Here is a 14,112-nt window from a genome sequence, read left to right on the forward strand (position 1 = left end):
CTCCTGTTATCGCCAGTCTGCCACAGCCATGTATTTCATTATGATATTTTGAGTGTTTTCACAATCCTTTCCGCCGACAGATCATCAATGATCAAAATGTCTACAACCCCCGAATTTAAACAGCCAATGATTGCATCTGTCTTATCCGCGCCCCCTGCGACAGCGATCACATTGGGGATATTTTTCAGAATGTCCATTCCCGCTTTGTTTAAACGATTTTCCATACAGTTATCATCCCAGCTTCCGTCCAGCCGGACATGATTCATGCATATATCTCCTACAAAACCATCTTCCTGAAGCTGGCTGATATCTTTCTCCTTCAAGAAGCCTCTCTGAAACATCGTAGACTCCTTTGTAAGCTGTCCGATACCAAATAATCCAACATCACATTGTTTCATCCATTCATAGGACTTCTGAATGGTCCGTTCCTTCATGAGCATGGTCTTTGTTTCGGGATGATCCACCACTGTCGGTGCATAGAACATATAGCATGCGCAGTCCAGCTTATTGGCCAGAGAGCGGGCTATCTCGTCCGATTTTAACATTCTGTCTCCTGTAATATTCTGCGCGCCAACCATCTGAACAACAGTGCAGTCGCTGCGCCGTTTGTAAGGCAGTCTGGAAATTACCGCCGCCAGCGTTTTCCCCCATGACACTCCTATGGTCATATCCGTCTGGAGAAAGGATTCCAGAAACTGCGCGGCACGGTCAGCCAGCGTCGGCAGGAAATCATTCTCCATATCATAGGATTCCGCAATGATTACCCGGCGGATATGAAAATACTCTTCCAGGGCACTCTCATAACTCACATGACTTGTGTTATACCCATTTACCGTAATTGACACAATTCCCTGGTCTACCAGCGAATTGATAATCCTGTTCACCTTTTGTCTGGTGAAAGACAATCGTTTCGCTATCTCATCTTGTGTCATTCCCAACGTGTAATACCAATGTGCTATTTTGATATACAAATTTTTTTCTTCCATCTGCTATATCCTCCGTTCTTTCAGGATTCATCAAATAGCGTTGCATTACATTTGGAATTTCAAATTACATTTGTATCATAACCCTTCTTGTTACATTTGTCAAGTAAAATTACATTTTCTCATTTTTTAGATTTAATTTGAAATTCCATGCAAATTTTTCTCTCTTTTGTTGAAAAAAATCCTCTGTAACACCTCTGCCATTTTGAAAAAAACTTTATTCCACACAAAAACCGCCCTACAATGCATATAAATACACTGTAAGGGCGGTTTCTGTCATTCTATGCTAGCTGTATGAAATTCGTTTCACGCTTTCCACAGACCATGCAGGTTGCAGTATGCGTATACAGCCTCAACTGTTTCTCCCTCGCACAGAGAGAAGCATGCCTGCGGCTTGTCTCCCGGATTCAGCACTTTATGCTGGAATCCCTGGGATGTCTGCACATCAATCCACTCGATATAATGTTCTTCTACCATCGGATGTTCTACAGAGCCAACCTGTACGCTGACTTTATTGTCTTTTACTTCGTAAACCGGCACATGTTTTTCAACAGCCGCATCGGTTGTTCCAGCTACAAGCTCGTTCATCTTCTGTCCACAGCACATAACCGGTACTTTGGAATCTTTTAACTTTGTGATAATGTTTCCGCAATGTTCACAGATATAGTATTTCAGTTCCATGATTCTATCCCTCCTGTTTTCTTTGTGCAGATTATGCTTCTGCCCTATGTGATATTTTGCCTGAACGCCGACTATAGTGTATGTAACTGTTCTATAATTATGCATCCCGGCAAAAGCATTATATCATATTGTCATCAAAATTTCCATCTATTCCCTTACTTTATCAAAATTTTTATGAAATCTTCAGTTTCTGCGAAAAATTTATCATAGACTCCACTGCCCCGTTGTGATTATAAAGAAATAAATCAGATAAATCACGAAAACGGCGGCTCCGTCAATCCGCCTGATTCTTCCCCGCACCATCATCGGCGTCAGCGCAATGACAGACAGCAGGATGCACACAGGCATATCAATCTGCGCCATCTGCGGCGCTACCGAAAGAGACTCTCCGGTGATCAGCGTGCATATCGGGAGAATAAAGGCCGTATCAATAACATTGGCTCCCACAATATTTCCCACTGACAAAGAGGACTCTTTTTTTACGATGGCTGTAATCGTTGTGACAAACTCTGGCAGAGAAGTTCCCATGGCCAGAATGGTAACAGAAATAATTTCCTCAGAAATGTGGAATTGCCTTGCCAGCACACATGCCGAATCAATCAAAAGTTCAGAACCGGTCACCACGCAGGCCGCCCCAAAGAAAAAGAAAAAAATCCGGCGCCGGAGTTCCTTTTTGTCAACAGGGACCGCCTCTTTTTCCAGACGTCCTGTCATAGCGTTTTTCACATTCATGATAAGGAACAAAACTCCGCCAAGCAGCAGGAAAACGCTGTCACCCGCATCGAAAATCCTGTCCCTAAAAGCAATGAACAGAAGAATCAGAGAACCAATGTACAAAATATTTTTGGTCAGATATTCCTTCCTCTGAATCACTGCAGGCAGACAAAACAGACTCACTCCGAGAATAATTCCCGTGTTGGCAGATACAGAGCCCACCGCATTGCCCATGGCCATCACTGAACTTCCCTTCAGGGCAGCCGCCACCGATACCAGTATCTCCGGCATAGTTGTGGCAAAACTGACGATCGTCGCACCAATGATGTATTTTGGAATTCCAAACGCCCTGGCAATAAAAGATGCGGCGTCCACGAACCAGTCGCCACCCCTGCAAATCAGCAGCAGGCCAACAAAAAAAGACATATAAATCATATTGCAACCTCCGTCGTATATAACTTAAATATGTCTTTCTTTCAGAAATTATACCTTTATTCATTCTCCGCGCCATAGTATACAACGCTGTTTTTTGATATCATACGGCAGACTTCGCGGCTTTACGCCTCCTCCTCCGAGTATTTCAGCTGTTCAATCCGCTTTCGGATGTCATCCATTTTGGTGTCCAGCCTGGCACTCTCGTCCGCGCACTCTTTCAAATCCTCCGTGAGCTGCTCAATCTCCAGGTTTTTCTTATATTTCAGTTTATGCTCCAGACTCGCCCAGAAATCCATGGCGATGGTCCGCAGCTGCACCTCCACCTTCATCATCCTCTTATGGGAGCCCAGAAAAATCGGCGTTTCCACAATGAGGTGCAGACTTCTGTATCCGTTTGGTTTTGGATTGGCAATATAATCCTTTTTTTCAATGAGGAACACATCATCCTGCCCCAGCAGGCAGGAGGCCAGGAAATAAATATCTTCCTGGAAAGAACAGATGACACGGATTCCTGCGATATCTGTGAGATTCGCCTCGATGCTCTCCGCCGAAAACGGAATCCCCTTCCGGTGCATTTTCTCAACAATACTGTCCACACTTTTAAGTCTTGTCTTAATGGACTCGATGGGATTACGGTCATGCTGCAGAGAGAACTCCTCGTTAAGTACCCGGAACTTCGTCTCTATCTCCATCAATGCACACTTATAATACGCCATCAGAGAATTAAATGGCTCCACCTGATTTCTGAGAAGCTCTCCGATTTCCTGATTGCTCAGCTCCTGAAACAATCTTTGTCTGACCTTTTCCCCGAAAGAAGATTTCAGCATTTCCTCCACTGCATTGAACACTTTTTTCTTCTGCTCCATATATTCTTGAAACTCCTTTTCTATTACATTTCTTTTCTGACAGTTATCCTGTCCGTCAGGCACATCTTCACTTATTTTACTACAAACTTCTTTTGATTACAAACCGCTGACCCACGGGAATTTCTTACTATTTTTTAACAAATGGACAAAAAAGCGGCGCAAAATATTTTTCCGCCTTTCCAGCCCATGGATTCTATGCTATAATACGGAGCAAATGTAACACTTTCGACATATCTTATAATAATTTCGACATATTCAGGAGGTCAGATTTTTTGAAACTATATGCTCTTTTCTTTGTCTTTTTAGGTCTTTTGTTATCTTTCCAACCGGTATATGCTTTCGAACACGGCTATACGGTCAATTCTGACGCAATTTCTGCCACAGTACGGCACGACCTGGCGGTCTGTCATTCCATGGGAGGAGACTTTAAAGAATATATTCCATCTTTCACCGGTATAACCGCCGTGCGGGTTTCCGATTCCTGGTACGAAGTCGAGTATGAGGATAATTCCGGCAGAAATTACGGATATGTGACAAGAGAGGATTTTCTCTATAACTGTCTTGTCTATGACGGACGTGAGAAACAGCTTCTGGCCGATGGAAGCTATGTGTTCCGCTATTATCACTCTGCCTCCTCCGGCGTTGCCGCCCTTCGTTTCGTAAATCAGACCAGCGGACAGACAGGCGCAGCTTTTACCTGCCGGATCACCTGCGTCGGCGACAACTGTTTTCAGATCCGCCGCAGCGATACGGGACAGTATCTTCTGTCTGACCGACTCTTCGCATCTTCCGGTTCTTCTTCCCTCTGGGGCAGCTCCGAGGGCGCCGGCACTTTCCGTTTTACCAGAAAAGGTGACTTCTACGGAATACAGGATGTATCCACCAACCGCTATTTCGGTCACAACGCCGCCGGTCTTCCGGCGTTCACCAGCCGCCCTGATATTTCCTGGCGGTTAAACCGCACCCAGAAGGCCGTGGGCAAAAACAGCCTTCGCGTCTTCACACAGTTTGACGCCGACTGGGCGGACGTTTATTACGGCAAAGGAGAGAATCCTGACCCGTCCACCAACAACTTCTGCACCTCCGGCTGCGGCGTCTTTGCGGTCATGAATTCCATCTATTCTCTGACCGGACAGTACGCCAATCCAAGACAGCTGGCCGACTACGCCGTAGATAAACATTACCGCATCGAAGGCTACGGGACCGACAGCGGTTACTTCCGGGCTGCCGCCGAAGAATTTGGCTACAAGTACGGGTTCCGCTACGATGGCAGCGGAGAGTCTCTCACACAGCTAAAAAAGAAACTGAACCAGGGCAGTACGGCTATCGCCTACGTACCCGGTCATTATGTGACTATCGTAGACTACGATCAAAAAAGCGGAACATTTCTTTTGCTCGATCCCCATTATCTGCCAAAGCGCGGCACCAGCTCTTTCGGCGACTGGGTCAGCGAAAAGGATCTGACGGAAGGTAATCTGTATGCGCAGATGTTTTATTATTATGAAGCGATGGATTACTAAAAGAAGAAACTGCCGCGATACAGATCATCTGCTTCGCGGCAGCCAAAAATGAATTACAGATTACGGCGGCACTATTTTTTCAATCTTTATAAATCAGCGCCATAAAAACGAGATCTTCTGTTTCTGACGTATTCTCAATAGAATGACATTGTCCCGGTAGTATCGTACAGACATCTCCCGGCCCTACGCTGGTACGGCTCTTATCATCATCAATAAAAACACCCTGTCCTTCCAGAATATAATAAGGTTCCGTTTCGCCCACATGCCGGTGCCATCCGACGGTGGAACCCGGCTTCAGACATACTTTGGCATACATTCTTCCGTGTCCGTACAATTCTTCTTCCGGCACAATATAGTGTACTTCGGCAGATCCTTTTCCGCCGCCCAGTCCTGTTTTGTTTATAACATTTGCTTTTCTTACCATATGCTTCCCTCCTCCAATCTGCTTCCGATCAAATATATTGTAATTAAAATATGTTTCATCTGGAGTATAATAAAGTGCAGCAAAAATGTCAATGCGTTTCCCTTTTTACCAAAAAATTCATGAAAATTCCTTGTAAAACAGTTTCCCTTGCTGTATAATTTAACTATATGTTAAGAATTTTGTAATCATCTATTGTAATGGGGGCGGCCATGAATCTGACACAGATCAATCTTCTCTGGGAAGAATACAAAGCAAAATATGACATCGACAGCGATGCAAAGATCACTGCTGTCCGATATGACACGGACAAGTATGTGGAAGGATGTTTTAATCTTCTGGAACTGATGGACGGACAGTATATCCTTCATCTGAATCCCAACGTTCATCTGTATTCAGAGAGTTATGTGAAGTTTATTCTTTTCCACGAATTCACGCATTTTTATGATTTTATCAAATGTCCGTATACAGAGAAGCTCCCGATCATCATGTGGATGAACGCATACTCGGAATATCACGCCTGCCGTGTTACCCTGGCGCGTTTTATTGAGTCGCTCACTCTCACGGCGGTACATATGGATAAGGCACAGCTGCCGGGACCGTACCGGGAGATATCCATCCGTCATCTCCTTATTGAGAGCGTATACCGCACCAAGTTTTATTTTGACGCTTTTTTTAAAGAGTATCATCTTTCTGATTTTGCCGGCGGTTTCCGCAATCTCATGTACCTGTTCGGATATCTTTCTCTTTTCCAGAACGATGACAAGATGGTGGACGAGACGCTGACGGCGCTGCATATCAACGATGAATTGTTTCATACAATGTACAAGGCACTGAAGGATATGGATTTTGACAAGGTGATCGAAATGTATCAGGCCATCACGGACAAGGCTACTCTCACCTATCTCAAAGCCATGTTCCGCCGCTATTATCCGCCGCAGATTCTCTCGGATGAAGAGATTGACGGGATCACCCTCGACAATTACCGGGATCATGTCAAGCGACTTGATCAGAAGATGCGCGAGCTGCATGTGTTCTCTCCGACTAAGGAACAGGAACAGATGCTCAGCGCAGAAGCGGCGTTGGCGCAGCTGTATTTTTAAATTAGATATATCATTTTAGAAGTTTCTTCTATTCTTTATCATCTATTTTTTCTTTTTTGAATAATCCCTTCTGAACGGCCGGAGTATTTCCGGACTGTTTCAGAGGGGATTATTTATATTCAGTTTTTTCTCCGGATAATTTTTCCATAAAATTTTGTTGACATTTAGATATCAAAATGATATCATCCAAGTATCAACATAACACTTGATGATTTTACGTTGGAGCCAGACTTTTTCTAACTAAACATACGCGGCTCTTCAAAAAGGAGGTTTTATTCATGAAAGAAAAAATCATAGGCACAAAAAAGAACGGGATGCTGATGCTGCTTCTCACACTGTTACTCTATGTATTGGCTATCTTTTACTGTGGTATCAGTATTGCAGGCTCCGCTCTCGGAGGCAATGTTGTTTTAATCACTGTCAGCATCATCTGGATTGCTCTGGGCTGGATCTTCTTCTGCGGACTGAAAGTGTTAAAGCCGCAGGAAGCACTGGTTCTCACCCTCTTCGGTAAATATGTGGGAACCTTAAAGGGCGAAGGCTTTTACTTTGTGAATCCTTTCTGCTCCAGCGTCAATCCGGCAGCGAAAACAAAACTGGGACAGAGCGGTGATGTGGACGCAGGAAACCGTAAGAGCAGTCTTTCTCTCTCTTTAAACAATGAGGGTGCTTCCGCCAACATGGATCTCGGCAGCAAAAAGATTTCTTTAAAAGTGATGACATTAAACAATGCCCGCCAGAAGATCAACGACTGTCTCGGCAATCCGGTGGAGATTGGCATCGCTGTCATGTGGAGGGTAACCGACACTGCCAAAGCAGTATTTAACGTGGATAATTACAAAGAATATCTTTCCCTGCAGTGCGACAGCGCAGTCCGGGATATTGTAAGAATCTACCCATACGATGTGGCTCCAAATGTGGATACCACCGGCGACGGACAGGCGGACGACGGCTCCCTGCGTGGTTCCAGCGAAGTAGTCGTACAGCGTATCAAAAAACAGCTTCAGGAAAAAGTTACTGACGCCGGGCTGGAGATTCTGGAAGCACGGATCACTTATCTGGCTTACGCTCCGGAAATCGCCGCAGTCATGCTGCAGAGACAGCAGGCTTCCGCCATTGTGGACGCCCGCAAGATGATCGTAGACGGCGCGGTAGGCATGGTGGAGATGGCACTGGAACATCTCAACGAGAGCCATATCGTAGATCTGGATGAAGAACGTAAAGCCGCCATGGTCTCCAATCTGCTGGTCGTTCTCTGCGGACATCATGAAGCGCAGCCTATTGTCAACGCCGGCTCTCTTTATTAATAACAGGATGTGATGATATTCTGATATGAATGAAAAAAAGAAAAAACAGGTTCCTCTCCGGCTTTCGGAAAAGCTCTACAATGATATTGCCGCCTGGGCGGAAGACGATTTTCGTTCCGTAAACGGACAGATTGAATATCTTCTTACCGAATGCGTCCGACAGCGCAAAAAAAATGGCAAATATGTTTCCGAACACCTGGATGAACCGCTGGATATTACTATCGAATGAATTTTTACAAAAAAACCAGCTCCGGCAAGGAGCTGGTTTTTTTCAATCTACTTCTATAGCATTTGGATAAATTTTTTGCAGCCGGGCGTCATCAAAATGTTCATCCATCCATTTCTGCCACTGATGTTCCGCAGGAATCTGCTCGGATCTCTGATCACTGCGGATGAGCGCCAGTCCGGACACCGACATATTGACAACAAAAAATAAAACCAGAATCCAGGTAAGCACTTTTCCGGCAGCCAACGGTATCTTCTCTATCCAGCCGGAAAATACCGGATACAATCCCTTCATCCAGACCACTGCCGCGATTCCCCAGAAAAAACAATACAACAGATTAATTCTTCCGCCCAGATTAAACATCATTTTACTGTAATCCCAGAATACTTTTCCAAACACCAGCTCGGAAAGTACGCTGCAAAGGTATTCGTAAGCTCCGCCGAGGAAAGTTCCTGCCAAAAAAAGAAATCTGTCAGATCGATCCCTGTATTTGTACAAAAGCAAGGAAGCCGCCGCAATGGCTACACCCCACACAAGGCTGAACGGTCCCCACACGAGGCTGCTTCTGCTCATCCAGACTCCCATCTTCAGCCGGCAGAAAATAGTTTCCACTATATCTCCCAGCAATGAACCGATAACGAGAAGCCAGAACAGTTTATAAAAACCACAGCCGGCAGCAAATACTCCCGCCGTTTCTTTCTCCTCTTTCTTTTTATGTATCACATTGGGATAAGCCCGTCGGATTCTCCGGTCAGTAAAGCCATAAATCACACGCCCCAGCCGGGAGCTGATTCCTGACAGCCACGAATCCACTTCCTCCCACTGCTCCATTCTCCGGCTTCGCCCTGACAATATAACCAGAGTCGCCGCGATATCGAGAATCAGCACTGCGGACAGAACACCCAGCAGTACTTTGCCAGGCAGGGATGGAATCATCCCGAACAGATCTGCGAACAGCGGATTTCCCCATTCCAGCGCAGCAACAGACAGAAGGCCCCATCCAACGGAAACCGGAAGGCTGATGTAACCATCCAGGTTCCATTTCATCTTTGAGTAGTCCCACCATCTCTCGTGATACATTTTTTCTATCAGGTGTCCTGCCGTCCACTCAATCAGCGTGGAAACAATGAAACCTGCCGCAAACAGCCAGACGCCATGCAGTTCTCCAAAAAAAATCGTGAGAACCACGGCAGATATTCCATAGATGACACAGAGAGGCGCATTGACCAGTCCCCGGTTGACAAACTTCTTCTGACGCAGCGCGGCGGAAAGAGTTTCCAGCACCCATCCCAGAAAGCTGTAGACAAAAAACAGCCAAATTATCTCGTATCCTGTATATTGCATCTCTTTTCTCCTTTGTTTTTCTCTGCTTTTCTGCCTGACATATTTGAAATTATATCCGCATTATATCGAATGCAGAAAGAGACGGACACACCGTCTCTTCCAAAATCCTCATCTTATCGTATCTGCCCGTTGCCCCGGATAATATATTTGTAGCTGCACAGCTCTTCCAGTCCCATCGGGCCTCTGGCATGAAGTTTCTGGGTGGAAATCCCCATTTCACATCCAAGTCCGAACTCTCCCCCATCTGTAAAACGGGTGGTCACATTGACATAGACAGCGGCGCTGTCCACTCTTTTTGTGAAATACTCGGCAGCATCCTCACTTTCCGTGACAATGGCTTCGCTGTGTCCGCTGGAATGAGCCGCGATATGCGCTACGGCATCTTCCACGCTGTCCACAACTTTTACCGCGAGAATGTAATCCAAAAACTCCGTATCAAAGTCTTTCTCACCAGCCGGCGTACCGTCGATGACAGCCGCAGCTCTCTCACAAAGCCGCAGCTCTACCGGCACCTTTCCCGCCGCCTCGCGGTCATCCACCAGGCGCTTTTTCAGCATCGGCAGGAATGTATCGGCAATATCTTTGTGAACCAGACACACTTCCTCAGCGTTGCAGACGCTCGGGCGGCTGGTTTTTGCATTTTCTATGATATTGAGAGCCATTTCCGGTTTTGCCGTGCTGTCCACGTATACATGACAGATTCCGGTTCCCGTCTGAATACACGGAACCTTCGCCTGATCCACGCACGCCTGAATAAGTCCGGCCCCGCCTCTTGGAATCAGCAGGTCCACATAGCCCACAGCCTTCATCAGCTCTGTTGAGCTCGCCCTTGTGGTATCCTCAATGAGACTCACACAGCTTTTTGGCAGCCCGGCTTCCTCCAGGCCTTTCTGCATGGCGTCCACCACTGCCCGGGCGCTCTTCCAGGCTTCCTTTCCGCTTCGAAGCACACAGGCGTTGCCACTCTTGATACAGAGCGCCGCCGCGTCGCTGGTCACATTCGGACGGCTCTCGTAAATAATAGCAATAACCCCCAGCGGAATAGCAGTCTTTTCTATAACCATTCCATTCGGGCGGGTAATGGACTTAAGAATTTTTCCCGCCGGATCCGGCAGATCGATCAGCTCGCGGATTCCCTGAGCCATACCGGCGATCCGGTCCTCTGTCAGAAGCAGCCGGTCCAGCATCACATCGGAAATCTTGCCCTTTGCCTGCTCCATATCTTCCTGATTTGCAGAGAGAATCTGCTCCGCCGACGCTTCCAGATGTTCTGCCATCAGCTCCAGCGCACGATTTTTTGTCTGTTCATCCGCAGCATTGATGGCGCTCTTCGCTTTTTTTGCCTGCTCCAATATTTCTTTTGTTGTCATAATGTATTACCTCCCCTTATGACTCCATGCGTATTTCTATTTTTTTCCACGGAACTTTGTTCCGACCTTCTCCCCGTCAAGGATGCGATACAGATTCTCCGGATGCTTTCCATTGGCTATGATCATATCAATCCCTGCCTCCATGGCAATCTCCGCCGCCTTTATTTTTGTCACCATGCCGCCGGTGCCGAGCTTCGTGCCTTTTGTTCCCGCCAGCTCATAGATTTCCGGCGTTATGGAAAATACCACATCAATAATATCTGCATCCGGATCTTCTCTCGGATTAGCCGTATAGAGTCCGTCAATATCGCTGAGTACGATCAGAAGATCTGCATCTGCCTGTTTGGCCACAATAGCCGCCAATGTATCATTATCTCCCACGGAGATCTCATCGGTGACAATGGAATCGTTCTCATTAATGACCGGCATCACATTGAGCTCCAGAAGTCGGTTTATAGTATTTTTGATATTACTGCTGCTGGTCTCATTCTCAAAATCTGCGCCGGTGAGCAAAATCTGCGCCACGATATGATTATACTCCAGAAATTTTTTGTCATACAAATACATCAGCTCACACTGGCCGATGGCTGCAGCCGCCTGTTTTGTAGGCATATCCTCCGGTTTTTCCTTGAGATTCAGTTTGCCGACTCCCAGTCCGATCGCTCCCGAAGAGACCAGTACCAGCTCATGTCCGGCATTCTTTATGTCACTCAATATTTTGCATAATGCCTCAATTCTCCGGATATTAATCCGCCCGCTTTCATGGGTCAGTGTGGATGTGCCCAGTTTTACTACGATTCGCATATGTTCCTCCTGCAAAAAGGGCTGCGCAAAATATTTACACATATTCCGCTGCAGCCCCTACTCCATTCATTTCTATAACACTTTACTCAAAAAGCTCTGTGTTCTCTCATTCTGCGGATGGTCCATGACCTCCTCCGGTGTTCCCTGTTCCATGATCACGCCCTGATCGATAAAGAATACCCGGTCAGCAACGTCGTGGGCAAATCCCATCTCGTGGGTTACCACAACCATGGTCATACCTTCTGCCGCCAGTTCTTTCATAACGTCAAGAACTTCGCAGACCATTTCAGGGTCCAGAGCAGAAGTCGGCTCATCAAAAAGCATGATATCCGGCTCCATGGCAAGGGCGCGCGCAATAGCCACACGCTGCTGCTGTCCGCCGGAAAGCTCCTTCGGTTTCGCGTCCGCCTTATCAGCCAGACCGACTCTCTGAAGAAGTTCCATGGCTTTTTTCTCCGCTTCTTCTTTGGTTTTAATCTTAAGCTCTACCGGAGCCAGCATAATGTTCTCTTTTACCGTGTAATGCGGGAAAAGATTAAACTGCTGAAATACCATTCCGATGTGACGGCGGATCTTGTCAATATCGCTGTTCTTTCCGGTAATGCTCTCGCCATCCACCAGGATCTCTCCTTCCGTAGCCTCCTCCAGACGGTTCAGGCAGCGAAGGAACGTAGATTTACCCGAACCTGACGGTCCGATAACGCAGATTACTTCACCGGTGGTGATCTCCGCGTCAATTCCCTTTAATACATGAAGAGAACCAAAACTTTTCTTCAGTCCTTTTACTTTAATTTTAATATTGTTCTCCATTATGCATTAATCCTCCTTTCAACGGCTCTTGAGATAAACGACAGAATCGTAACAATCAGGAGGAAGAAAATAGCTACCCACGTATAGGTCGCAAAAGACTCCATGGTTCTTCCTACATAAATCTTTGCGTTGTACATAATCTCCGACAAACCGATGGCATAAAGAATCGTGGAATCCTTCAGCGTGATGATAAACTGGTTTACCAGAGACGGAAGACAAATGCGCACCGCCTGCGGAAGAATGATCTTCTGCATGGACTTGGCATAATTTAATCCCAGACTTCTCGCAGCCTCCATCTGCCCTTTATTGACAGACTCGATGGAACCACGGAAAATCTCGGAAATATACGCCCCCGCATTGAGCGTCAGGGTTACAAGACTGGCGGTAAATACCGTAATTCTGAACTGAGAGCCGGTGATGGACTGAATCAGCTGCGGCATGGCAAAGTAAAAATAAAAAGCCTGCACCAGCATTGGAGTTCCACGGATCAGCCAGATATAAAACTTGGCAATGCCGCGCAAAACGACATTGTGGGAAATATTCATCAAACATACAAAAATGCCCAGCACCATGGCGATGAGCAAAGACAATACTGTAATCTGGACAGTCATACCCAACCCGTTGAGAAGGGTTGGGTAGACTTCACTAAAAACCTGAAATAAATTCATTATGAATCATCCTTTTCATTATTCAGCGGAAGTATATTTTGCAATAATCTCGTCGTAAGTTCCGTTTTCTTTGATGTTGGCAAGACCTGCGTTGAACATCTCAAGCAGCTCTGCGTTCTGTCCTTTCAGAACAGCGAAACCATATGGTGTGGAGAAGTTCTCTTTCTCTTCTGCCACGATCTTAAGACCGTTGCCCTGGGAGATACCATACGCCATAACCGGCTGATCTTCGAAACATGCCACAGTGTTGCCTGTGATAACATCCTGATACATCAGGGAAGACTCATCAAAGTACTGGATATCGAAACCATACTCTTCTTTTAATGTCTCCGCACATTCAGCGCCCTGTGTTCCTGTCTTTGCTGCCACAGTCTGGCCTCTCAGGTCTTCCAGTCCCTGGATATCGCTGTTTTCTGCCGCTGCGATTGCAACGTAAGAATCATAGTAAGTATCGGAGAAATCGTATTTCTGCTGTCTCTCCTCTGTGATAGACATACCCGCGATAACGCCGTCACTCTGTCCGGACTCCAGAGATGCCACTGCCGCATCGAATCCAAGAGGGGTCAGTTCATATTTAAATCCCTGGTCTTCCGCGATGGCTGCGAGAATATCCACGTCAATTCCGACGAATTCATTATTCTCATCAGAAAATTCAAACGGTGCAAAAACGGTATCTGTTGCAATTACGTAGGTTTTATCTGATGATGCGCTGTCGGATCCTGTGCTGTCTGCCTCATTGTTTGCATTACTTCCACATGCAGCCAGTGATAACGTCATCGCTGCAATCAAAGCCATTGATAAGAATTTTTTCATGTGAATTCCTTCCTTTCTAATCTTTCTTTTTTCACATTACTTTTCTA

The 14,112-nt window shown here is 46.2% G+C and carries 15 protein-coding genes; 4 read left to right on the forward strand and 11 right to left on the reverse strand.

All coding sequences use genetic code 11. The features are described from left to right. Positions 1–38: 38 nt before the first annotated feature. From B5F87_RS02710 to B5F87_RS02725, 4 genes are all read right to left on the reverse strand, one after another. Positions 39–986 (reverse strand): sugar-binding transcriptional regulator, encoded by a 948-nt coding sequence (locus B5F87_RS02710; protein WP_087276396.1) that lies wholly within the window; start codon positions 984–986, stop codon positions 39–41. 303 nt (positions 987–1,289) lie between these two features. Beyond that, the gene (locus B5F87_RS02715; RefSeq protein WP_087276399.1) at positions 1,290–1,664 is read right to left on the reverse strand and encodes a desulfoferrodoxin family protein; all 375 of its coding nucleotides are present in this window, start codon (positions 1,662–1,664) and stop codon (positions 1,290–1,292) included. 204 nt (positions 1,665–1,868) lie between these two features. Next, complete coding sequence (locus B5F87_RS02720; protein WP_087276402.1) at positions 1,869–2,813, reverse strand: calcium/sodium antiporter; 945 nt, start codon at positions 2,811–2,813, stop codon at positions 1,869–1,871. Between the two features lie 122 nt (positions 2,814–2,935). Beyond that, on the reverse strand, positions 2,936–3,679 hold the full coding sequence (locus tag B5F87_RS02725; protein WP_242964227.1) for a GTP pyrophosphokinase family protein: 744 nt from the start codon (positions 3,677–3,679) through the stop codon (positions 2,936–2,938). Between the two features lie 272 nt (positions 3,680–3,951). Here B5F87_RS02725 and B5F87_RS02730 point away from each other — a divergent pair, with 272 nt between their 5' ends. After that, a complete protein-coding gene (locus B5F87_RS02730; protein ID WP_087276403.1) occupies positions 3,952–5,199 on the forward strand; it encodes a C39 family peptidase in 1,248 nt (415 codons plus the stop codon). A 79-nt stretch (positions 5,200–5,278) separates the two neighbouring features. Here B5F87_RS02730 and B5F87_RS02735 read toward each other — a convergent pair whose 3' ends face one another. Next, positions 5,279–5,623, reverse strand: a complete 345-nt coding sequence (locus tag B5F87_RS02735; protein ID WP_087276406.1) for a cupin domain-containing protein — start codon at positions 5,621–5,623, stop codon at positions 5,279–5,281. A gap of 209 nt (positions 5,624–5,832) precedes the next feature. On the opposite strand from B5F87_RS02735, the gene B5F87_RS02740 reads away from it, so the two are divergent. From B5F87_RS02740 to B5F87_RS02750, 3 genes are all read left to right on the forward strand, one after another. Beyond that, on the forward strand, positions 5,833–6,723 hold the full coding sequence (locus B5F87_RS02740) for a hypothetical protein (protein ID WP_087276411.1): 891 nt from the start codon (positions 5,833–5,835) through the stop codon (positions 6,721–6,723). Between the two features lie 278 nt (positions 6,724–7,001). Further along, entirely contained in the window at positions 7,002–8,030 is a 1,029-nt protein-coding gene (locus B5F87_RS02745; protein WP_087276414.1) for an SPFH domain-containing protein, read from the forward strand. A gap of 25 nt (positions 8,031–8,055) precedes the next feature. Beyond that, entirely contained in the window at positions 8,056–8,259 is a 204-nt protein-coding gene (locus tag B5F87_RS02750) for a PTS ascorbate transporter subunit IIC (RefSeq protein ID WP_087276418.1), read from the forward strand. Between the two features lie 42 nt (positions 8,260–8,301). On the opposite strand, the gene B5F87_RS02755 is transcribed toward B5F87_RS02750, so the two are convergent. From B5F87_RS02755 to B5F87_RS02780, 6 genes are all read right to left on the reverse strand, one after another. Further along, positions 8,302–9,600, reverse strand: a complete 1,299-nt coding sequence (locus B5F87_RS02755) for a putative ABC transporter permease (RefSeq protein WP_087276420.1) — start codon at positions 9,598–9,600, stop codon at positions 8,302–8,304. A gap of 113 nt (positions 9,601–9,713) precedes the next feature. Continuing rightward, a complete protein-coding gene (locus tag B5F87_RS02760) occupies positions 9,714–10,970 on the reverse strand; it encodes a glutamate-5-semialdehyde dehydrogenase (RefSeq protein ID WP_087276422.1) in 1,257 nt (418 codons plus the stop codon). Between the two features lie 36 nt (positions 10,971–11,006). Next, positions 11,007–11,774, reverse strand: a complete 768-nt coding sequence (proB, locus tag B5F87_RS02765) for a glutamate 5-kinase (RefSeq protein ID WP_087276425.1) — start codon at positions 11,772–11,774, stop codon at positions 11,007–11,009. Between the two features lie 72 nt (positions 11,775–11,846). Further along, a complete protein-coding gene (locus tag B5F87_RS02770) occupies positions 11,847–12,584 on the reverse strand; it encodes an amino acid ABC transporter ATP-binding protein (RefSeq protein ID WP_087276428.1) in 738 nt (245 codons plus the stop codon). After that, positions 12,584–13,252 carry an amino acid ABC transporter permease gene (locus B5F87_RS02775; protein WP_087276431.1) on the reverse strand — a complete coding sequence of 223 codons (669 nt, stop codon included), beginning with the start codon at positions 13,250–13,252 and terminating at the stop codon, positions 12,584–12,586. The genes B5F87_RS02770 and B5F87_RS02775 overlap by 1 nt, the downstream gene beginning before the upstream one ends. Positions 13,253–13,270: 18 nt before the next feature. After that, the gene (locus tag B5F87_RS02780; RefSeq protein ID WP_087276434.1) at positions 13,271–14,065 is read right to left on the reverse strand and encodes a transporter substrate-binding domain-containing protein; all 795 of its coding nucleotides are present in this window, start codon (positions 14,063–14,065) and stop codon (positions 13,271–13,273) included. Positions 14,066–14,112 lie beyond the last annotated feature (47 nt).

The organism is Eubacterium sp. An3 (assembly GCF_002159465.1).
Lineage (GTDB): Bacteria > Bacillota > Clostridia > Lachnospirales > Lachnospiraceae > Anaerobutyricum > Anaerobutyricum stercoris.